Origin of the sequence: Neorhizobium tomejilense, assembly GCF_964254135.1 — a bacterium.
In the GTDB taxonomy this organism is placed as follows: Bacteria; Pseudomonadota; Alphaproteobacteria; order Rhizobiales; family Rhizobiaceae; genus Neorhizobium; species Neorhizobium tomejilense.
In genome coordinates, this window is sequence record NZ_CAXUSO020000002.1 from 976,110 (window position 1) to 996,586 (window position 20,477).

General features: G+C 61.2%; 17 protein-coding genes. 8 read left to right on the top strand and 9 right to left on the bottom strand.

Annotation, left to right across the window (positions count from 1 at the left end):
• Positions 1-79: 79 nt before the first annotated feature.
• On the bottom strand, positions 80-1,165 hold the full coding sequence (gene pstS, locus ACSQ3G_RS27370) for a phosphate ABC transporter substrate-binding protein PstS (protein ID WP_436112494.1): 1,086 nt from the start codon (positions 1,163-1,165) through the stop codon (positions 80-82).
• A gap of 300 nt (positions 1,166-1,465) precedes the next feature.
• Between pstS and ACSQ3G_RS27375 the strand changes: the two genes are divergently transcribed.
• A complete protein-coding gene (locus ACSQ3G_RS27375; RefSeq protein ID WP_037079265.1) occupies positions 1,466-1,669 on the top strand; it encodes a cold-shock protein in 204 nt (67 codons plus the stop codon).
• Positions 1,670-1,960: 291 nt separating this feature from the next.
• On the opposite strand, the gene ACSQ3G_RS27380 is transcribed toward ACSQ3G_RS27375, so the two are convergent.
• The 5 genes from ACSQ3G_RS27380 to ACSQ3G_RS27400 form a co-directional block, all read right to left on the bottom strand.
• Complete coding sequence (locus ACSQ3G_RS27380; protein WP_436112495.1) at positions 1,961-2,878, bottom strand: SMP-30/gluconolactonase/LRE family protein; 918 nt, start codon at positions 2,876-2,878, stop codon at positions 1,961-1,963.
• Positions 2,879-2,902: 24 nt separating this feature from the next.
• On the bottom strand, positions 2,903-3,850 hold the full coding sequence (locus tag ACSQ3G_RS27385) for an ABC transporter permease (RefSeq protein ID WP_436112496.1): 948 nt from the start codon (positions 3,848-3,850) through the stop codon (positions 2,903-2,905).
• Positions 3,847-4,788, bottom strand: coding sequence for an ABC transporter permease (locus ACSQ3G_RS27390; protein WP_436112497.1), 942 nt, complete (start codon positions 4,786-4,788; stop codon positions 3,847-3,849). The genes ACSQ3G_RS27385 and ACSQ3G_RS27390 overlap by 4 nt, the downstream gene beginning before the upstream one ends.
• Positions 4,785-6,248: a sugar ABC transporter ATP-binding protein gene (locus ACSQ3G_RS27395; protein WP_436112498.1), complete on the bottom strand. Its 1,464-nt coding sequence runs from the start codon at positions 6,246-6,248 to the stop codon at positions 4,785-4,787. Before ACSQ3G_RS27395 ends, ACSQ3G_RS27390 begins: the two co-directional genes overlap by 4 nt.
• A gap of 93 nt (positions 6,249-6,341) precedes the next feature.
• Complete coding sequence (locus tag ACSQ3G_RS27400) at positions 6,342-7,358, bottom strand: ABC transporter substrate-binding protein (RefSeq protein ID WP_105402723.1); 1,017 nt, start codon at positions 7,356-7,358, stop codon at positions 6,342-6,344.
• A 237-nt stretch (positions 7,359-7,595) separates the two neighbouring features.
• Here ACSQ3G_RS27400 and ACSQ3G_RS27405 point away from each other — a divergent pair, with 237 nt between their 5' ends.
• Together ACSQ3G_RS27405 and ACSQ3G_RS27410 are read left to right on the top strand one after the other, a co-directional pair.
• Complete coding sequence (locus ACSQ3G_RS27405) at positions 7,596-8,834, top strand: GAF domain-containing sensor histidine kinase (RefSeq protein WP_436113205.1); 1,239 nt, start codon at positions 7,596-7,598, stop codon at positions 8,832-8,834.
• A complete protein-coding gene (locus ACSQ3G_RS27410) occupies positions 8,831-9,547 on the top strand; it encodes a response regulator (RefSeq protein ID WP_436112499.1) in 717 nt (238 codons plus the stop codon). The genes ACSQ3G_RS27405 and ACSQ3G_RS27410 overlap by 4 nt, the downstream gene beginning before the upstream one ends.
• A 226-nt stretch (positions 9,548-9,773) precedes the next feature.
• On the opposite strand, the gene ACSQ3G_RS27415 is transcribed toward ACSQ3G_RS27410, so the two are convergent.
• Positions 9,774-12,914 carry an efflux RND transporter permease subunit gene (locus ACSQ3G_RS27415; protein WP_436112500.1) on the bottom strand — a complete coding sequence of 1,047 codons (3,141 nt, stop codon included), beginning with the start codon at positions 12,912-12,914 and terminating at the stop codon, positions 9,774-9,776.
• 1 nt (position 12,915) lies between these two features.
• Entirely contained in the window at positions 12,916-14,073 is a 1,158-nt protein-coding gene (locus ACSQ3G_RS27420) for an efflux RND transporter periplasmic adaptor subunit (RefSeq protein ID WP_436112501.1), read from the bottom strand.
• A gap of 184 nt (positions 14,074-14,257) precedes the next feature.
• Here ACSQ3G_RS27420 and ACSQ3G_RS27425 point away from each other — a divergent pair, with 184 nt between their 5' ends.
• The 4 genes from ACSQ3G_RS27425 to ACSQ3G_RS27440 all read left to right on the top strand — a co-directional run bounded on the left by ACSQ3G_RS27425 (position 14,258) and on the right by ACSQ3G_RS27440 (position 18,499).
• The gene (locus tag ACSQ3G_RS27425) at positions 14,258-14,929 is read left to right on the top strand and encodes a response regulator transcription factor (protein ID WP_436112502.1); all 672 of its coding nucleotides are present in this window, start codon (positions 14,258-14,260) and stop codon (positions 14,927-14,929) included.
• On the top strand, positions 14,929-16,260 hold the full coding sequence (locus tag ACSQ3G_RS27430; RefSeq protein ID WP_436112503.1) for a sensor histidine kinase: 1,332 nt from the start codon (positions 14,929-14,931) through the stop codon (positions 16,258-16,260). Before ACSQ3G_RS27425 ends, ACSQ3G_RS27430 begins: the two co-directional genes overlap by 1 nt.
• A 119-nt stretch (positions 16,261-16,379) precedes the next feature.
• A complete protein-coding gene (locus tag ACSQ3G_RS27435) occupies positions 16,380-17,249 on the top strand; it encodes a DUF3313 domain-containing protein (protein ID WP_436113206.1) in 870 nt (289 codons plus the stop codon).
• Positions 17,250-17,653: 404 nt separating this feature from the next.
• Entirely contained in the window at positions 17,654-18,499 is an 846-nt protein-coding gene (locus tag ACSQ3G_RS27440; protein WP_436113207.1) for a MipA/OmpV family protein, read from the top strand.
• A 98-nt stretch (positions 18,500-18,597) separates the two neighbouring features.
• Here ACSQ3G_RS27440 and ACSQ3G_RS27445 read toward each other — a convergent pair whose 3' ends face one another.
• On the bottom strand, positions 18,598-19,413 hold the full coding sequence (locus ACSQ3G_RS27445) for an ATP-binding cassette domain-containing protein (RefSeq protein WP_436112504.1): 816 nt from the start codon (positions 19,411-19,413) through the stop codon (positions 18,598-18,600).
• Positions 19,414-19,575: 162 nt separating this feature from the next.
• Here ACSQ3G_RS27445 and ACSQ3G_RS27450 point away from each other — a divergent pair, with 162 nt between their 5' ends.
• A complete protein-coding gene (locus ACSQ3G_RS27450; protein WP_436112505.1) occupies positions 19,576-20,460 on the top strand; it encodes a helix-turn-helix domain-containing protein in 885 nt (294 codons plus the stop codon).
• The last annotated feature ends 17 nt before the right edge of the window (positions 20,461-20,477 follow it).

A 20,477-nucleotide genomic window follows, 5' to 3' on the forward strand; every position in this document is an offset into this window, starting at 1 on the left:
CCGTGGCGGCACGATCCAATGAGGCCTTTCGCAACCGGCCGGAGCCCGGAGTGAAAAACCTGGCTACGAAAGCACCAGCCTACTGGCTGGCGGCAGTGTCCTTCTTCAGCCAGTACTTGACGATCTGGCTGACCATTTGTGGCGTCACGGGCACGTAGCCCAGCGCCTCGGCGTCCTTGCCGCCGTTTTCGAATGCGAGGCGGAAGAAGTCTTGAACCCGCCCGAACCTGTTCGGTCCTATTTTTCTCGAAACGACTGCGAAAGTTGCCCCGGCGATCGGATAGGCGCCTTCCGCCGGCTGGTCGGTCAACGACACGGCGAAATCTTTCGCTTCATCCCAGGAAGCCGCGCTTGCGGCGGCCCGCACACCTTCCGGCCCCGGGTTCACGAACTTGCCCGCCCTGTTACCGATGGCCGCGTAGGGGAGATTTGCCCGTGTCACCTGGCCGAAATCGGCATAAGCGATGGCGCCCTTGGTCGCCTGCACGGCGCGTATGAGATCCTGGGTCCCCTCCACGGAGGCTCCGACGGGCCACTTGATCAGGGTATCCGCACCATGGGTCGCCTTCCATTCCGGGCTGACGGACGACAGATACTCCGTGAAGATAAAGGTGGTACCCGAGCCGTCCTTGCGCGTGACGGCGCTGATCGCCAGGTCGGGGAGCGCGATATTGGGATTTACGGCCTTGATCGCAGGATCGGCCCAGGACTTGATCTTTCCCAAATAGATGTCGGCAAGAACAGGTCCGGTAAGGTTGATCCCGCTTTTCTCGAACCCGTCGAGGTTGACGGCGACAGCCACGCTGCCGAGCACGATCGGAAACTGCTGACGACCATGCTTTGCCAATTCCTCATGCGAAACAGGCACATCTGATGCAGCAAAGTCGAGTTCCGGCTGGTCGAGGCGCATCAGGCCCGCCAGGGAGCCGACCAGCTCATAGTCGACGGTCCAGTCCGGCGAACTGAAATCGCCGTCGTCCATGCGCGCCTTCTCGTAGTTCTCTGCCCATCTGGCGATGATCGGCGCAGCAAAGGTCGATCCAGCCCCGCGGATCGGATCGGCCATGACCACTGTTGGGCAAAATACCAGAGCGATGGCTATGAGACCGCAAAGATGGGCGGTGGCCGCACTCAGTCCCCGCATCTGTCGAAAGAAACGTTCCATCGGTTATTCCCCTCATGGCCGTTATCTGTGCCCGACCGAATGGCCCGACGGCCGGACATAGTTATTCCGCAGCGAGTTGCCCCGCCCCATGCACCATCCGAAAAGATATCCCGGGAATTTAGGTATTTACCTTTGTTAACATCCTGATGACGGCTCACATCCGACAACCTCGGCCTGACCGCCAAGCCCCCAACAAAGCCACTCTACTTAACAACGAAGGCGCTCACGCCTTGAAAGCGGGAAGAATGCGCTATAGGCTCCCGCTCGCGGCAACGGCCGTGCAAAAAATCAGGAGCCTTCATGCCTACCGGTACTGTCAAATTTTTCAACGAAGACAAAGGGTTTGGCTTCATCACGCCCGAGAATGGTGGAGCGGATGTGTTTGTGCATGTCTCTGCACTGGAACGAGGCGGATCTTTGAGAGAGGGACAAAAGGTAAGCTATGAGCTAGGCCAGGACCGCAAGACTGGAAAGTCGAAAGCCGAAAACGTCAGCGCCCTTTAATCGGCAATGCGCGTTTAGACTACCAAACGGGGTCGAGCCGAAAAGGCGAAGCCAGTGAGATGCCGGCGCATCAAATGACAGCCGCCGGCCTCTCTCACCTTTTTGAACACAGACGCCGAAGCACGATGCCGTGCCTGAGAAGCAGTGGGATTGGATTTCAGGTCCTTCCCGTATAATCGCTTTGCACGCTTCCGGCCACGCAGGTCGCGTCGGCGGAAGCCGTCTCTTTGCAAGAGCGCAGACGGCTTCGTCGTGTCAAGCAAAAGCCAGATCGTCCAGCCAAGCGGCCAATTAGCCCAATGCTGCGCCATTGGTCGCCACGAACACGGAATAGAGCGATTTGGTGGCGGTGATGAACAGCCGGTTCCTGCGCGGGCCGCCGAAGGTGAGGTTCGCAACCGTCTGCGGCACGAGGATCTTGCCGAGCAGCACTCCGTCGGGCGAGAAGCAATGCACGCCGTCGCCGGCGCTCGTCCAGACATTTCCCTTCACATCGACACGGAAACCATCCGGCAGGCCGTTGTCCAGGCTGCAGAAAATCCGGTCATTGGAAAGACGCCTGCCGTCGATGACATCAAACACCCGGATGTGCCGCGGCGCCTTGATGTCGTGGCTGGAGGCGGAGTCGGCGACATAGAGTTTTGTTTCGTCCGGCGAGAAGGCAAGGCCGTTCGGCTGCCCGAAATCGGTGACGGCCGCCTCAAGGTCACCGCTCACCGGATCGAGGCGGTAGACGTTACGTGTATCCTGCTCCGGCTCGGCCCGGTAACCCTCGTAGTCGGACTTGATGCCGTAGGTGGGATCGGTGAACCAGACGCTGCCGTCCGAGCGCACGACGACGTCGTTCGGCGAATTGAGGCGCTTGCCCTGGTAGCGGTCCGCCAGGATGGTGATCGAACCATCGATCTCGGTACGCGTCACGCGTCTGCCGCCGTGCTCGCAGGAAACCAGCCGGCCCTGTCGGTCGCGCGTATTGCCGTTGACGAAATTCGATGGCGAGCGGAACACCGAAACATCGCCGTCCGGCGCCCAGCGCATCATGCGCTGGTTTGGGATGTCGCTCCAAATCAGGCAATTCAGATCCGCGAACCAGACCGGTCCCTCGGCCCAGCGGCAGTCGGAATAAAGCTCCTCGATCGCTGCGCTGCCGACGATCAGCTGCCGGAAGGCTTCATCGTGGATCTCGTAGATGGAGGTTTTCTGCGGCATGGGAATGTGTCCGATTGGAGTTGTTCATCGGTTGGCGTGGCGGCCGCCGGCGAGGAGAATGACGGCGATGATGATGAGGCCCGTGAGGATAAGGCGGAACCCGGCGCCGAAGCCATAGGTGTTGAGCATCGACACGACAAGGAACATGAAGAGCGAGGCGCCCCATATGCCCGGAATGTTGGAATTACCGCCCGCGACGGCGGTACCGCCGATCACGACGACGGCGATCGACATGAGCAGGTATTCGGAACCCATATTGAGTGCTGCGCCGCCGGAGAAGCTCGCAAGCAGGTAGCCGCAGATCGAGGCGAGGACGGCGCAAAGAATGTAGGTGACGAGCCGCGTGCCATCGACCGGAATCCCGGTCATGCGGGCGGCAAAGGTGCTCTGGCCGATCGCGGAGATCCACCGGCCATAGATCGTCTTTTCGAGCAGGACCCAGGCGATCACGGAGAGGATGAGCGCGACGATGGCGATATTGGGAACGCCGAACAGATTGGATGTGGTGAAGCTCGCCAGTATCTCCGGGGGCTTGATGCGCAGGCCGCGGTTCGTCCAGATCGCCGTAGACTGGATGATGAAGCTCATGGACAGTGTCGCGATGATCGGCGGAATGCGCAGCAGCTTGATAAGCACGTAATTGCCGATGCCGATCCCGAAGCCTAGCAAGATCGAAACCAGCAGGCCGACGACGATCATGCCGTCCTGCACGTCCATCAACTTCAGCGCCAACGTCCCGGAAAGCGTCATCGTGGCGGGCACGGAGAGGTCGATATTGCCGGGGCCGAGCGTGATGACGAACATCTGGCCAAGGCCGACGATGACGGAGAAGGCTGCGAAAGTAAGCGCCGCCTGCGACAGACCGAGCGAGCTTGCTCCGCCGGTGAAGAGGACGGTGACGATCCAGACGGCAATCGTGGCCGCGAAAGACCAGATCCAGGGCTTGGAGAAGAGAAGGCGTGCGCCGTTCATCGGCTCTTCTCCCGCTTTTCCAGCCGGTTGAGGAGGAGACGCAGCCCCAGCACGACGATGAGGATCGCGCCCTGGGCGCCGATCTGCCAGTCGGGGGAAATGCGCATGAAGGACAGGAACGAACCGGCGAGCGTCAAGGTCAACGCCCCGATGACGGCGCCGATCGGCGAGACCTTGCCGCCGACGAATTCGCCGCCGCCGAGGATGACACCCGCGATCGACAGCAACGTATAGCGCAGAGCGATATTGGCGTCAGCCGAAGTCGTGAGGCCGACGAGCGCGATGCCGGACAGCACGGCGAAGAAACCGGCCAGTGCATAGGTTCCCGCACGGATACGGATGACCGACCAACCGGCGCGTTCGACCGAGCGGACATTTCCGCCGACGCCGCGGATCAGCACCCCGACGGAGGAGCGCATGATGACGAAATGGGTGGCGACCGCGATGGCGATGCTGGCGACGATCGCCATCGGCACGAAGGGTGGTCGGGAGGTCATCAGCCAGCGGGCCCAGCCCGGAGCTTCACCGCCCGGAGACGGCAGCATAAGGACCGCAAGCCCGCCCCAGACGAAGCTCATACCGAGGGTCACGACGATCGAGGGCAGCTCTCGAACGTGGATGACAACGCCGATCACGGCGTAGGCCGCAATGGCGCCAAGGAAAATCAGCACTCCGATCGCCGGGGAGGCCTGCAGGAACGTCGCCGTCACGCAGGCGCAGAAGCTGACGAAGGCGCCCATCGACAGGTCGAGGTCGTTGACCGCCATGATCAGCATCTGCGCTACCGTCGCGAGTGCGATCGGCACGGCGAGATTGAAGAGCAGGTTCAGGCCGGTATAGCTCATGGCGCGCGGCTGCATGTAGAAGACGGCGGCGAGCAGCAGTGCCAGCGACGCGGCAGGGATGACAAGGCGGATCGTGCCGGTGGATATCCTCATGCCGCTTCGCCTCCGCTGAAGGAGGCTTCAAGCACATTCTTCTCGGTGATCTCGTCGCCTGCGAGCTCGGCGACGATCGCTCCTTCCCGGAAGACATAGACCCGGTCGCAAAGACGTATCTCGTCCATTTCGGTCGAATACCAGATGAAGGTGCGGCCGCCTGCCGCTTCAGAGCGGAGGATGTCATACACTTCCTGCTTGGTGCCGACATCGACGCCGCGCATCGGGTCGTCCATCAGCACGATCCTCGCGCTCGTCGCCAATGCGCGGGCGAACAGCACTTTCTGCTGATTGCCGCCGGAGAGCGACAGGATGCGGTTTTCCATTTCCGGCGTGCGGATCTCGATGCGCTTCTTCCAGCCGTTGGCGAGCGCGCTTTCGCGGTCATGGTCCACGATGGTCCGCGAGGAAAAATCGCCGAGCGAGGCGACGCTGAGGTTCTTCAGGATGCTCCAGAGCGGGAATACGCCGTTCAGGCTACGGTCGCCGGCAACGAAGGCGATCTCCTTGCGGCTGGCCGGCCACCAGTTGCTGTTGCGGGAAAGATAGAGGTCGAGAAGCGTTTCCGTCTGGCCATGGCCTCCGAGGCCGGCAAGGCCGATCATCTCGCCGCCATGGGCTTCGAAGGCAAGACCGTGACCCCGTCGCGCGGGCATGGCAAGCACCGGCGGGCCGTTGCGCTTGTCGCCCGTGCGCTGCCATTCCTTTTCTCGCGCCACATTGCCCATCGCTTCGACGAGGCTGCGTTTGCTGAACTCCGATGCAGAGCGGTCGGCAACGACCCGACCGTCCTTCATCGCCACGATGCGGTCCGAGGTGGAGAGGATTTCGCCAAGGATGTGCGAGATCAACAGGACCGCGCCTCCCTTGCCTACGAACCTCCGGATATAGGCCATCAGCTGCGCTGCCAGCCCTGCGTCGAGCGAAGATGTCGGTTCGTCGAGAATGACGAGTTTCGGCTTTCGGTTCAGGCCGGCGAAACTGACGGCGATCTCGACCATCTGCCGTTCGGCGATCGAAAGGTCATCGACCGTGCTGTCGCAGTCGATGCCGTGGCCGGGGAAAATATCCTGCAATTGCAGTTTGACGAGGACGCCCGCCCTGCTGCGCCAGTTCCAGCCGGCGAGTTCCGCGTGCATGATGCGGGCGTTCTCATTGACGGTCAGGTTGGGGCAAAGCGACAGTTCCTGGAAGACGCAGCGAACGCCATTGGCTCGTGCGGTCGAGATGTCGTGCTGGGTGCTGACACCGCCATAACTGATTTCGCCAGCATGCGGGTTCAGGCCGCCGTTGATGACGTTGACGATCGTGGATTTACCGGCACCGTTATGTCCGACCAATCCGACGCATTCGCCGGCATGGATGACAAGGTCGGCGCCGTCCAGTGCCTTGACGGCGCCGAAGGTTACCTTGATGCCGCGGGCGGCAACGACCTCTTGTCTTGTTATCACTTCATTCATGCGAAACACGTCGTCGACAGTTCGGGAGGCGGCCGGGCACGGATCGGGACGCGGCGCGCAACGGCGCCGCATCCTGCCTTGGAGAGGATCAGCTTACTTGGCTGCGCTGATGACTTTCTGGGCGTCTTCCAGCGAATACTCGACGTTGGCGACGCCACCCTTCTGGGTGCCGGCGAGATTGGTTTCGAGATTGCCCTGGTCGATGCGCAGGAAGGGCACCACAAGGTCCTTCTTCACCTGCTTGCCGTCAAGGATCTGCTGGGCCACCCAGAAGGCGAGCGTCGAAACGCCAGGAGCGATGGAGACGGACATCGTCTCGTAGCCGTTCTTGTCTTTCTGCTGCTTCCACCAGACGAGTTCGTCCTCGCGGTTGCCCATGACGATGGTCGGAGTGGGACGATTGGCGGCGGCGAATGCCTGGGCCGCGCCATAACCGTCGCCGCCCTGGGTTACGACGGCGGTGATTTCCGGAAGGCTTGGAAGGATGCCGGCGACAGCGCGCTGTGCGACGTCCTGCGCCCAGTCGCCGTTGACGGCACCGACGACCTTGAACTGCGGGTTTTTCCGGACGCCAGCCTGGATGCCCGCATGGATTTCGTCATCGACCGAAACCCCTGCGAGACCGCGAATCTCGAGCAGGTTCCCACCCTTCGGCAGCTTCTTGGCGAGATATTCGACCTGGCTTTCGCCCATCGCCTTGAAATCCACCGCGATGCGCCAGGCGCACGGCTCGGTCACGATCCCGTCGAAGGACACGACGGTGATGCCGGCGTTACAGGCTTCCTTGACGGCGCCATTGAGCGCGGTCGGCGACGCAGCATTGATGACGATCGCGTCATAGCCCTGCAGGATCATGTTCTGGATCTGGGCGGCCTGCTCGGTGGCTTGGTTCTCGGCCGTCGTGAACGGATCGGCAGCAGCGACGATCTTCTTGGAGACGGCTTCCTTGGTGATCTTGTCCCAGCTCGTCAGCATGGCCTGACGCCAGGAATTGCCGGCGTAATTGTTGGAAAGGGCGATCTTTTTGCCCGAAGTATCGGCCAGGGCGGAGACCGGCCCGGCAACGCAAGCGATAGCGACAGATGCGAAAAGCATCTTCCTGATGATCATGACTTCCTCCCTAGAGCTCTCGACGGGTACTTCGGGCCGCTCCTCAACGGTTGTCCGAAGATAGTGATTGCGCTGAGCCCCGTTTGCTCAGTAAAGCGAGCATGGAGGAGAAATCAGATGTTGTATAGGCGCATACAAGCAACCTCTCTGCGGGTATTCGCGCAAAATTTGCGGGTTCCCGCAAGACAAGAGCAGCAGCGAGGCGTCTAATAATTGGAGGACTGGAGGATGTCCGTCATGCTCGATCCGGCGCCAAATGCGTTATTTGACCGCTATCTCGGAATTTCCCGGCTGCTGGCAGGCCAACTCGATTTCAATTCGATCATCCAGGCGGTGGCGGCTGAGATCAGCCATATCATTCCGCACGATCATCTCGACGTCTGCATCAAGATGCTGGATGGGAAATACCACATCGCCTACGAGAGCGGGCTTGCGACCGCCTGGAGCCAGCAGCCCCCGGCGCTGCTGACCGGCAGCCCGATCCGTACGCTCCTGTCCGGCGAGGTGGATTTCCTGCTTTCGCCGGATGCTTGTGCCGATCCGCGCTTTCATTTCGACGGCGCGTTTTCGAGCCCGATAATCGAACTGTCCCTCAGAAGCCGGCTACATGTGCCGCTCAAGGTCCAGGGCGATATCATTGGTGCCCTGAGCTGCTCCAGCCATGAGCACGACAAGTACTCGATGGAGGATGTCGAGAACGCCCGCTCGATCGCCGATCTGCTGGCACCCTATTTCTTTGCGCTGAGGGCTGCCGAACAGGCCAAACGCTCGGCGATCGTCGAGACGGAGGCCCGCGCCCGCGAAGAGGGCTTGCGGCTGGGTGCGCTAAAGCTGACCGAGGCACTGGAAGCCGAACGCCAGCGGATCGGCATGGACCTTCACGACCAGACGCTTGCCGACCTGACCCGGCTCGCGCGGCGCATGGAGCGACTTTCAGGACTTCCGGACTTGCATGGGGATGCGCTCGAGCCGCTCTGCCGCACCCTCCAGCAATGCATGCACGACCTTCGCCAGATCATCGAGGAGGCCAAGCCGACCGTGCTGCAGCTTTTCGGCGTGGCAGAGGCGATCGAGAACCACCTGGAACGCTCGGTACGCGAAAGCGGCCTGCCCGTCGCCTGGCGAATGGTCGACGAGACGGGTGGAGCATTGCTCGACCTCGACAGGACCGTGGCGACCGCACTGTTCCGCATTGTCCAGGAGGCGGTCAACAATGCGATCCGTCATGGGCAACCGAAGACGATCCTGGTGCATCTGCGTATCCAGGGCGAGGCGCTGTCGATCGAGATCAGCGACGACGGAAGCGGCCTGCGCAACGCCCGCGACAAGGCGGGGCACGGGATAGGCAATATGAAGACGCGAGCCCGGTTGATCTCGGCAAAATTCGAGATCGGCGGCAATCCCGGCGGGCGCGGCACGACGGCCAAGGTCCTGCTGTCGATGGAACGCCGGCCTGTTGCGGAGAAATCGGCATGAAAGTCTTGATCGTTGAGGACGATCCGCTGCACCGGTCCTACCTGCACGAGGCGGTGCGGGCCGCATTGCCGGAATGCGACACGGTCCTGGAGGCGGAAAACGGCCATGTCGGTGAGGTGCAGGCGCGCCAATCGCGGGCCGAGCACGTGGTCATGGACCTGCAGATGAGCGAGCGCAACGGCATCGAGGCGGCCCGCACCATCTGGCGCGAACGGCCGGACACCAAGATCCTGTTCTGGTCGAACTATTCCGATGAGGCCTATGTGCGTGGCGTGGCGCGTATCGTTCCGGAAGGTGCGACATACGGATACGTGCTGAAATCCACCTCCGATGAACGATTGAAGCTCGCATTGCGCGGCGTCTTCATTGAATCGCAATGTGTTATCGACCGCGAGGTCCGGGGCATCCAGCAGAAAAGCCTCGGTACTGCGCATGGCTTGAGCGACGCGGAATACGAAATCCTGGTGGATGTGGCGCTCGGCCTGACCGACAAGGCGATAGCCCAGCGGAAAAAGCTTTCGTTACGAAGCGTCCAGAACCGCCTTCAGCAGCTCTATGAAAAACTGGACCTCTACGAGGAGCCCGGCAATGGGCCAGAGGGCTGGTACAATCTTCGCATGCGCGCGGTCGCCGTCGCCCTGCTCCGCAAGGTACTGAATGCCAGCGCGCTCGAAAGAGGCGAGCGGGAATTGCGCAGCGCGCGCGGGAATTAGGCAACGGGGCTGAATTGTCTATCACAGCACGGCAGTTCTGCGATCAACCGATTCCGCGTCGTGAGCGGATCGGCACGTTTGCTCCTGCACGACCAGGCGTGAACTCTCTACATGGTGAACCGCCTCGAGAGAAAAATCAGGAGGACAAGCGGCCCTCCAAGAAGGGCCGCCATCATGATGGCGGATAGAAGAAACCTGCCGAAGAGGCGGAGAACGGTTTTGCGGGTCATGGCTGTGCCGATTTCGGCGAGTGAAGTTCGTTTTCGCTGGCCGCATGCGTCCGCACCCTCCCCGCAATCCAAAGCGTCAGACTGTCGATGTAGGAGAGGATGACGGGCACCACGATCAAGGTCAGAAGGGTCGAACTGACAAGGCCGCCGATGACGGCATGGGCCATCGGCGCCCGTTGTGCGCCGCCGCCACCGGCTGCCAGCGCGAGCGGGATCATCCCGGCGATCATCGCGAGCGATGTCATGATGATCGGGCGGAACCGTACGGCGCCTGCATTGACGAGCGCCTCGCTGAGGGTCGAACCCTGCCGGCGCTCGCGGTTGGCGAAGTCGACCAGCAGGATGCCGTTCTTGGTCACGAGCCCCATCAGCATGATGAAGCCGATCATCGAGAACATGTTGATAGTACTTCCCGCGACCATGAGGCCAAGGAGCACGCCGACCAGCGACAGGGGAAGTGCAGCCATGATGGCGATCGGCTGTGTGAAGCTTCCAAACTGCGACGCCAACACGACATAGATGAAGATCACCGCCATGGTCAGCGCCTTGAACATCCCGCCTGTCGCGTCCTGGATGTCCTCGGAATCGCCGCCGAATTTTATCCGGTAGCCAGTCGGCAAATCTTGCTTGGCTACCATGGCCTCCAGTTCGGCTGTGACATCCCCCGCGGCTCGGCCAGATATATCCGCCGAAATCAGGATCTCTCTGGACATGTCGAGACGACGGATCTCGGAAGCCGCTGGGACGACTGCTATGTCCGCGACCTGATCCAGCCGGACCATGCGCGGGCTGCCGCTTGCGTCATCGCCCGGGACTTTGATCATCAACTCCCCGAGGGCGGCAGCATTGGTGCGCTGGTCGCGGGGAAGCCGGACGACAACGTCGTAGGTTTCTCCGCGCCTATCGGTCCAGGTGGAAACGTCTTCACCGCCGATCAGCGGCGAGAGCATTCCGGCCAGTTCGGAGATACCGATGCCCAGATCGCTCGCCTGCTCGCGCTTGAGCCGGACGGACAGGATGGAGTTTTCCTCGCCAGCGCTTGAATTGATGTCCACCATGCCAGGCATCCCGCGCATGCCCGTGGTCAGATCCGCCTCGATCTTTTCCAGTACCCGCTGATCGTCACCCAGCACGCTCAGTTGGATCGGACTGGCGCCTCCGCCCAGGCCCTCCTGGATAATGGCGATCTCGATCCCTGGTATGACGGAAAGACGCTCCCGGACGGGACCCGCAATGGTGGCGGGCGCCCGTCTGCGCTGCTCCAGCGGCACGAGGCTGACGAGAATGGCGGCTTTGTGTTTGCCCATGGCGCTGCCGGTATTGATCGTCGAGTAGATCGAAGCAACTTCCGGAAACTCATGCAGCGCCTTCTCGATCTGCCCAACCTTGGTGCGCGTGTAGTCCAGCGAAGAGCCTGCGGGCGTCGTCACGTTGATCTGGAATCGACCTTCGTCCGCATTGGGAATGAATTCGACACCCACCAGAGGAACCATCAAAATGCTGCCGACGAAGATGCCACCAATCAGACCGAGCGTGACCAAACGATGTCGCAGCGTCCAGCGGATGATCTGCCGATAGCGCTCGGCGAGCCTTTCGAACCCCGCATCGAAGTGAGCGATCGATCGTCCAACCGGTCCGCGCCTTGCGCCGGGCTCGGCGTCGGGATCATGCCAGACGCTGGAAAGCATCGGGTCGAGGGTGAAGGCGACGAATAGCGAGATCAGCACGGCAGCGGAAACTGTGACGCCGAATTCGTAGAAGAAACGGCCAACCATGCCTTCCATGAATGCGACGGGCAGGAAGACTGCGACGATCGTGGCGGTCGTCGCCGTCACGGCGAGCCCGATTTCATTGGTGCCATCGAGAGCCGCCTTCAAATGCGACTTGCCCATGTGCAGATGGCGCATGATGTTCTCGCGCACCACGATCGCGTCATCGACAAGGATGCCGATCGAGAGCGTCAACGCCAGCAGGCTGAGCATATTGAGCGTGAAGCCGAGAAAATCGATGACAGCGAGCGTGCCAATCATGGCGATCGGAAGCGTCAGCCCGGTGATCACCGTGCTTCGCCATGAATTGAGGAACAGGAAAACGATGGCGACCGCCAATGCCGCTCCCTCGATCAATGTCGATTGCACCTGGCCGAGCGACTCCTGAATGGGGGTCGAGGCATCCTCGATGATCTGAAGCCGAACGTTTTGGGCGCTCAGTTCGGCCTTCAACTGATCGAGCCGCTTTCGCACATCGCTCACCACCTGCACGGTATTGGCATCCCGAACCTTGACGGTGGCGACGGCGAGCGCTGTTTCGCCGTTATAGATTGCCAGGCTTTCCGGATCCGCCGCGCCATCCTTTACGGTGGCAACATCGCGGAGATAGACAGCCCCGTTGCCGCGGCGGGCAACGATCATATCCAGAAAGTCCTTCGGCTCCGCAATCCGTCCCTGCACCTGAATGGTACGGTCCGTAATACCGCCGATCACGTTTCCGGCGGGCCTGTTCCGGTTGGTCGTCCGGAGGGCCTCGATGATCTCGTCGATGCCGATGCCCAACGCGCGCATCCGCGTCTCGTCGATGCTGATGTCGACCTGCCGTTTCTGACCGCCGATCAGCGTCGCCTGCCCCACCCCGGCTATGGTCGTCAGTTGGCGCAACACGCGCTGGTCGGCTATGGCGGTGAGTTCCGGCATTTCGAGGGAGGGCGAACTGATCGCCACCGACAGTATCGGTTCGTCCGATGGATTGAACCGCGCCACGACCGGCTTGTCGGCTTCTTCCGGAAGGTCTGCTTCGAGGGCCGCTATCTTGTCGCGGACGTCCTGCGCTGCCGTCGTGCTCTCCACTTCCAGCTTGAACTGGGCGATGACGACCGAGCGTCCTTCGTAGGAGGTCGACGTGATCTCATCGAGGCCGCTGATCGTATTGAGCGCCTCCTCGATGGGCCTGGTCACCTCCGTCTCGACGGTTTCGGGCGTCGCACCCGGATAGGTCGTCGTGACCACGACAACCGGGACGTCGACATTCGGAAACTGGTCGACGCCGAGGCGCTGGTAGGAAAACGCGCCAAGCACAAGCAGCACCACCATCATCATGGTGGCGAAGACGGGGTGAGCGATCGAAATGCGGGTGAGAAACATGTCAGCCCGCCTTCGGGATCGTGACGGTGACGTCCGGTCGCAACTCAGGCAGCGGTACGGTCACGATCGTGTCGCCGTAAGCCAGGCCTTCGGAAATCTCCAGGCTGTCACTCCCGCCCCATCCCGATCCCACGGTCACGGGCTGGCGGACGAGACGGCCCTTTTTCAGCTTGAGGACATAGTCTCCCGTCTCGTCCTTGCGCAGCGAGATCGCCGGTATGATGATCGCGTCTTCGTTTTGCCGGACCAGGATCGTGCCCGTCGCGAACGATCCGCCTCGCAGGCGGGCGCCACCGTTGGAGAGCCGGATATAGATCGGAATGAAGCGCGTGCCCTGGTCGGCGACGGGACCGATACGATCCACGCTTCCGACAACGGTTTGCCCGTCAAGCCCGTCGATGTGCAATTCTGCTCGTTGGGCGATCGCAACGCGGTGCACGTCGCGCGTCGAGACCAGGACTTTTGCTTCCAGAATGCTCGTATCGACGATCGTGAAAAGTTCGGCGCCGGCGCCGACGCGGGAGCCCTGATTGATCGCCCGGCTTGAGACGACCCCGTCGAACGGCGCCAGAACTTCGGCCTCCCGCAAAGCGGTGCGTGCGATATCCGCCTGGGCTGAAAGGCTTTTTTGTCTGGCAGTCGAAGCGGCAACTTCGCTTCGTGCCTTGTCGAGCTGCTCCTGGCTCGCGATGTTCTTATCCGCGAGTTGTTCGATCCTGTTGAGCGACTGCATGGCAAGCAGCATCTCCGCCGCCGCGACATCGCGATCCCCTTCACGCTGCTTGAGGAATGACTGGAGATCGTCCGTCTCGAAACGAGCCAGCACGTCCCCCGCCTTGACCGCCTGTCCCGCAACGGCGCGAACCTCGATGATCCTGCCTCCATCCTTGGCGTGCAGGACGGCACGATTGATCGGCTCGAGGTCCCCGCTGACGCGCAGCCGTTCCGCCATCGACGTGGGCCTGATATCCGCAATCTCCGAGAGGGCCAGTTCCAGCGGTCTATCGAACTGGTTCGCCGCGACCGCCTCGACGACCTCTTTCACCCGCTCATTCGCATCGACCGTTCCGCGTGCGGGATCGATAAACACGACAGCGAGGTAGACGCCTCCCAGAAGCATCCCCGCCTTGGTCAATCTCATCGTCCATTTCAAAGCCATAGCGACATTCCTTGGATTTAAAGCACGGCCACCTGAGGGCCGCGCCTCGCGTTTTCACGACTGGATGGCTCCGGTTGCTAGGCTTCGACAATTGCAGCAGCATTACCTGATGGTTCCTTTGTCCCCCGTAATGCTGCCGCAATCTTCGCGGCGGAGAAGGACCGGACAGGAGAGCCAAGGGACGATGAGACTTCTATTGATAGAGGACGAAAGAGAGCTGGCCGACGCTCTGTCGGGGGCGCTGAGCAAACACGGCATCGTCACTGATCACACCACGCATCTTGCGGACGCTTTCGAATTGACGCGCCAGAATAGCTACGACGCGATTCTCCTGGATCGGCGTCTGCCTGATGGCGAAGGGCTGACCTTCATTCCGATGCTGAGGCGGACGGGCACCGACACGCCGATCATTGTGCTGACGGCGCGCAACGAGCCGTTGGAGCGGGTCGAAGGGTTGGATCTCGGGGCGGACGATTATCTCGGCAAGCCGTTTCTTGTCGACGAGCTGATGGCCCGGTTGCGGGCGGTTCTGCGACGGCCGCCAAGTCTGACGGAACTTCAGATCTCGGTGGGCCGAATGGTGATCGATCCGCTGCATTTGAGCGTGACCGTCGAATCGATCCCGCTCGATCTGCCGAGGCGCGAACTTCTCGTCCTAGTGGCGTTGGCCAAGCGGAAAGATAAAACCGTCCTTCGATCGACCCTTGAGGCTGCGGTCTACAATTATGAAGAAGAAATCCAGTCGAACGCGCTCGATGCGCATATATCAAGATTGCGCAGACGACTGCTGGATGCCGGCGCCGGTATCACGATCCACAATATCCGCGGCGTCGGATATCTCCTGAAGGAAGAGTGATGCACGACAAGACTACCCCTTCGCTTTGGTGGAAGCTGAGTTGGCAACTCAGCCTCGTTATCGTCGCAGTTATTGCCGCGGTGATCCTCGGGCTTTGCGTATGGGCTGCTACGATCATGTCGCCTAACATTGCCATGGAGGAGAAGATCGGTTCTGCGATAGCCGCGGCCGCGACACGCGACAGCCAAGGGGGATTGGAGCTACGAGATACGCCGGGGCTGAGGGCACTCAAGGAGCAGAACAGCTCCCTTTGGTACGTGGTGGCCACAATAGATGGTGCGTCGGTGTCCTATGGCACCATCCCTCCAGCTTATGCTGAGCTGGCCCATCTGGTCCATCTGTTCGACGACGCAGACATACGGGGATCCACTGCGACAAAGGAGGTCGCGACGATTGACAGTGCCGAGGCGGCCGTCGGCGAGATTCGGATTCTGTTTGGCGGCGTGGCCGACAAAGGCTCGCGAGTCTTCACCCTTCTGGCAAGGGCTTATCCGATCTACGTCTCTTTGCTGGCGGTCGCTCTGCCTGCGATCTTCCTCGCCGTCCCGCAAATTGTACGGCGCGCGCTTGCAAGGGTGAGCGATGTCGCTGACAAAGCATCGCAGATCCAACCGCGCCAGCGTGGAGCACGCCTGCCGGTGGCAGGTATTCCCAAAGAAGTTGCTCCGCTGGTGATCGCATTCAACGGTACGCTCGAGCGGCTTGAGAACGAATTGAAGAAACGCCAGCGCTTCCTGATCGACGCGGCGCATGAGCTCAGAACACCGATCGCTATCATGCAGACGCGGATCGATGGGACGTCCGAGGGCCAGGAACGCAGGCGATTGTTGAACGACGTTGCGCGTTTGGCCGAGACCGCCGAACAGCTCCTCGACTTTGAGCGCAACGACCAGGCGACCGAGCTCCATGAAGCGGTCGATCTCGTCGAGATCGCACGGACGGTGGTTGCCGACCTGGCGCCCCAGGCGATCGCTGCGGGCTACCAGATCTCCTTCCAGAGCGAGGTGGAAAGCGTTGAACGGCGCGGCAGCCCTTCTGCCCTGCCAAGAGCGGTCGGCAATCTGGTCCGCAATGCGATCGACCACGGCGGCAACAGGGGAATGATCACCATCTCGGTCTCAGCCGGCGGGCGGATCACCGTGGCCGACGAAGGGGCAGGCATACCAGCCGAACATCAGGAACTGGTTTTCGAACCCTTCTACCGCGTCACCCCAAAAAGCAGAGGCGCAGGCCTTGGTTTGAGCCTGGTGAAACAGATCGTCGCAAACCATCAGGGGCGGGTCAGCCTTCAAAGCAGCACAATAGGAACCCAGGTTGCAATCGAACTCTGACAGACGGCACCATGCTCGCCCCATCCCGATCCTCTGTAATGCTGCGGCAATCCTTCCCCCGCACTGTCAACCTGGTACACCCATGACGGAGGCCCGACGGCGTGCGCAGCAATCTATCAATTGAACCATTTCTCCGATTTGCAGGATCTCCATCCACGTCAGCTTTCAGATCTCTATGTTTCGCCCTGCCTCTGACCCTGGCGGCAGCGGGATGCACCTCGGTGCCGCTGAAGGAGGCAGGCACCCTGACTTCCTACAGCAATCTTGGTGTGCCGAAGGGAACGCTGGCCAAGAAACGCCTCTATGTGGATGGGCGACATCTGGCCACGGTCAAGACGGTCAGCATCGTGCCGACAACCTTCTCTTTCAGCGCCGCATCCCGCATCAAAACGGAAGCCGACCGCTCGCTGGTGTCTAACGTTCTGGACCGAGCGCTCTGCGTCGCCCTCAGCGACAAGTACCAGATGGTCCCGGCCGGCCAACCGGCGGATCTGACGATACGATCCGTCGTCACCGATATCGTACCGACGAACAAGGCCGTGGCGGGGGTCGCAACCGCCGTCACCGTTGGCACCGGTTTTGTCCTGCCGGTCAGCGTGCCGCGCCTGCCCATCGGCCTCGGCGGATTGGCCGTCGAAGCGGAGGCTGTCGACGGCAGCGGCATGCAGAGCGCGGCGATGGTGTGGGCCCGCGGCGCAAATTCGATCCAGGACAAGCCTCGCGTTTCCGAAGTCGGGGACGCCTATGGCCTCGCCTCCAAGTTCGCGTCCGACTTTTCGCGCGTGCTCATTTCCGGCAGGGAGCCGAAAGGATTGAACATCGCCCTTCCTTCAGGGCAGCGGATGCGATCCTGGCTCGGCGGAAAACCCAAATACCCGGCGTGCGACGCCTTCGGGCGGGCGCCTGGATTGGTGGGAGCCGTGGCGGCCAAGTACGGCGCGCCGCCGGACTGGACCGACAAGAAGCCGAAAGCGGCCATTACACACTGACATATCATCCGAGTGGACCGGCATACGCGTCAGCGTAGCCGTTGCACTTTTTACGGAGGAACGGCGGTCGGACCCTCCAGCGACCGGCCGGCTCCGTAAGGCGGCATGGACGGACGGAGCGCTGGCCGGCACCCCCAAAAGCCTTGCTCCGTTCGTCCGCTGCTCGCCGGCATTGGCAGCAGGACTTGCCGCTATCGCTTTGCCTTGCCGCACCGACATTGCCGGCTGGTTTTCATCTCGACTTGTAATGCTGCGGCAATTCTTCAACCGCAACGTCTCACCGAAACCAGACCCGGTTTCTTTAGCTTTTATAATCAGGAGTTAATTTGGTGAGCCAGCACGATCAACATCATCCGGAAGACCGGTACCGCTACACGGTCTTAAGCGGAGTTGGGGCTTCCGACATCATTCAGCGACGGTGGACGATAAAAATCTCGATCGCGGTGTTAGCCGCAGCCTCGGCACTCTTCCCGGTCATGGCACTCGCGGCCGACCTTGAAGCAACCGACGCGGCGATTGCCCCTCCCCAGCAGTTCGATACCGCACGCTACGGCGGCATTCGCGGCAAACTGCATGACTGGAAGGTAACGATCGGCGTCGGGGCGGTCTACCTGCCCGAATACGAAGGATCCGACGAATTCGAGGTGCAGCCGTTTCCGCTCGTCTCCGCCCAATTTGGGGAGCGCGTGCATCTCGATACCGGTGGCCTCACCGTCGATCTTTTCGAAACAAACGGCTTCAGGATCGGCGTGACCGGTGGCGTCGAGATGGGCCGCAAGGAGGACGACTCGGATTACCTGCGTGGTCTGGGCGACATCGACATGGGCGGGGTCATCGGCGGGATCGTCAGCTATGACGTCGGTCCATTCGGCGTCTATGCCAAGTTGGACAAGACCATAGGCGGCAGCGAGGGACTGACCGGCACTTTCGGCGCGAAAGTTTCCCATCGCTACGAACGGTTCATCTTCTCCGCCGATGTGTCTGGCACATGGGCCGACGACAAGCACATGGAGTCGTATTTCGGGGTGACTTCGATCCAGTCGGCTCGGTCCGGCCTGGGGGCGTACGAAGCGAAGGCCGGGATCAAGCGCGTCGATCTCAAGGGTTCCATCACCTATATGATGACCGAGAACTGGAGCGTCACAGGCGCCGGCGGGGCCGGCTTCCTGCTCGGGGATGCCAAGGACAGCCCGATCGTCAAGGACGACGTTCAACCCTTCGCAATGCTGGGGGTAGGATACAGGTTCTAGAAAACGAGTGAGATCCTGCGGCAGCCGTGACGGCTGCCGCTATTCCGTAGTGGGGTTACCGCCTAACGAAACCCCACTGACTGACTGCATACTTGAAATTACTGGGCCAGCGCCACCAGCCGGCCGCTTGAGGGCTGGCATAGGATATCCATCCGGACGTCGTAGATGCGAACCAGTTCCTCGGTCGTCATGACCTCTTGCGGGGTGCCATGGGCAATCAGCCGGCCGGAATGCAGTGCGACGATCTCATCGCAGAAGCGGGCGGCCATGTTGACGTCGTGCAGCACGGTGATGATGGTGATGCCCTTTTCGCGGCAAAGATCGTGCGTCAAGGACAGGACTTCCAGCTGATGGCCGATATCGAGCGCCGAGATGGGTTCGTCGAGCAGAAGGCAGGCGGCATCCTGTGCCACGAGCATGGCCAGCCAGGCACGCTGGCGTTCGCCGCCCGACAGGCTGTCCACCATGCGTTCTGCAAAAGAGCCGATACCGGTGAGCTCGATTGCCTCCTCCACCTTCTGCTTGTCGATGGCGCTGAACCGGCCGAGCGCGCCGTGCCATGGATACCGACCGAGAGCCACCAGTTCCTTGACCAACATGCCGGGCGCTGCTGGCGTCCGCTGCGGCAGATAGGCGAGCCGGCGGGCGAATTCGCGCGCACTCCAGTCTTCAAGCGGCTTGCCCTCGAACTGGATAGTGCCCGCGCTCAACGCCTGCTGCCGGCCGATCAATTTCAACATTGTCGATTTGCCGGAGCCATTGTGACCGATCAGAGCAATCGACCTGCCTGCCCGAAGATCGAGCGTCAGCGGATGTAAGAGGACGCGGCCTTCGATGGCAAAGCTCGCCTCCTTCAATGACAGGAGAGGGAGATTTGCCTTGGCGAGCTCACGTTCGTTTGGCTTCAGCGGCATGGTTACCATCCGTATGTCGTCTTTCAAACCGGAAAATTGGACTCATGTTTCTCCGAATCTGACGCTCCGGTCAACCGACGTCCTTTGCCGGGTGTCCGCGGGATTGATACGCCGCACTAAAGTTGATAAAAATATGCAAGTTTTATTTATTCGGGTAGCTGCATGATCTTTCAACCGCGGATGCAGAACAGGATCGAGGGTTTTTCGGTCATCGGGGGGCTGAGGCGCCGTTACTGGAACGGCATCACCGCCGACCTCTGGGAGGTGGAATGCGCCGCCTATGCGGGCGGCCATTACGTGGCGCGGGACCCGCGACTGTTCATCCTGCTCGACCAGCGCGGCCGCGGGCGTCCTGTCGTAAAGCTTTCGCCGAAATCCCGCGGCACGCCACAGGACAGCAATCAGAGCCCGATCTCCTACATTCCCGCCGACATGGACCTTTGGCTGGACATTGCCGACGTGCAGTATGTGCGCCACCTCGATATCCATTTCGACGCGGATATCCTCGGCCGCCGGCTAATGGAAGATATCAACCCCAAAAAGCTCAAGGATCCCCAATTGCTGTTCTCCGACCAGCGCGTCATGGCGCTGGCCGGACTGATCGCCGCCGAGATTTCCAACCCCGAGCCGTTGCATGATCTCTATGGGGACGGGCTCGCCTTGGCGCTCGTCATCGATGTCCTGAAGATGGCAAAGGTACCGCCCCGGCGGCGAGGAACGCTGGCCGGAGCGCAGCTGCGGTGCGCCACGGATTTCATCACCGAAAACTGCATGCGCAATATCCGCCTGCAGGAACTCGCCGACCTGACGGGACTGTCGCCATCGCATTTCAGCCATTCGTTCAAGGCATCGACCGGAATGGCCCCCCACGACTGGCAGATGAATGCCCGGCTGGAACGCGCAAAAGCCTTGCTCGTGTCGGACGCCTGCGCGTTGACCGAAGTTGCCGCCGAAACCGGCTTCTCGGACCAGGCGCATTTTACCAAGGTCTTCCGCAAACATGTGGGGACCACCCCGGCCCGCTGGCGGAAGGCCAGGCAGGAGTGATGCACTTCGCAAATATT

Excerpts from the sequence above, each read along its gene's own strand:
- pstS (WP_436112494.1), bottom strand. The coding sequence starts at position 1,165 with ATGGAACGTTTCTTTCGACAGATGCGGGGACTGAGTGCGGCCACCGCC.
- ACSQ3G_RS27375 (WP_037079265.1), top strand. The coding sequence starts at position 1,466 with ATGCCTACCGGTACTGTCAAATTTTTCAACGAAGACAAAGGGTTTGGC.
- ACSQ3G_RS27380 (WP_436112495.1), bottom strand. The coding sequence starts at position 2,878 with ATGCCGCAGAAAACCTCCATCTACGAGATCCACGATGAAGCCTTCCGG.
- ACSQ3G_RS27385 (WP_436112496.1), bottom strand. The coding sequence starts at position 3,850 with ATGAACGGCGCACGCCTTCTCTTCTCCAAGCCCTGGATCTGGTCTTTC.
- ACSQ3G_RS27390 (WP_436112497.1), bottom strand. The coding sequence starts at position 4,788 with ATGAGGATATCCACCGGCACGATCCGCCTTGTCATCCCTGCCGCGTCG.
- ACSQ3G_RS27395 (WP_436112498.1), bottom strand. The coding sequence starts at position 6,248 with ATGAATGAAGTGATAACAAGACAAGAGGTCGTTGCCGCCCGCGGCATC.
- ACSQ3G_RS27400 (WP_105402723.1), bottom strand. The coding sequence starts at position 7,358 with ATGATCATCAGGAAGATGCTTTTCGCATCTGTCGCTATCGCTTGCGTT.
- ACSQ3G_RS27405 (WP_436113205.1), top strand. The coding sequence starts at position 7,596 with ATGCTCGATCCGGCGCCAAATGCGTTATTTGACCGCTATCTCGGAATT.
- ACSQ3G_RS27410 (WP_436112499.1), top strand. The coding sequence starts at position 8,831 with ATGAAAGTCTTGATCGTTGAGGACGATCCGCTGCACCGGTCCTACCTG.
- ACSQ3G_RS27415 (WP_436112500.1), bottom strand. The coding sequence starts at position 12,914 with ATGTTTCTCACCCGCATTTCGATCGCTCACCCCGTCTTCGCCACCATG.
- ACSQ3G_RS27420 (WP_436112501.1), bottom strand. The coding sequence starts at position 14,073 with ATGGCTTTGAAATGGACGATGAGATTGACCAAGGCGGGGATGCTTCTG.
- ACSQ3G_RS27425 (WP_436112502.1), top strand. The coding sequence starts at position 14,258 with ATGAGACTTCTATTGATAGAGGACGAAAGAGAGCTGGCCGACGCTCTG.
- ACSQ3G_RS27430 (WP_436112503.1), top strand. The coding sequence starts at position 14,929 with ATGCACGACAAGACTACCCCTTCGCTTTGGTGGAAGCTGAGTTGGCAA.
- ACSQ3G_RS27445 (WP_436112504.1), bottom strand. The coding sequence starts at position 19,413 with ATGCCGCTGAAGCCAAACGAACGTGAGCTCGCCAAGGCAAATCTCCCT.
- ACSQ3G_RS27450 (WP_436112505.1), top strand. The coding sequence starts at position 19,576 with ATGATCTTTCAACCGCGGATGCAGAACAGGATCGAGGGTTTTTCGGTC.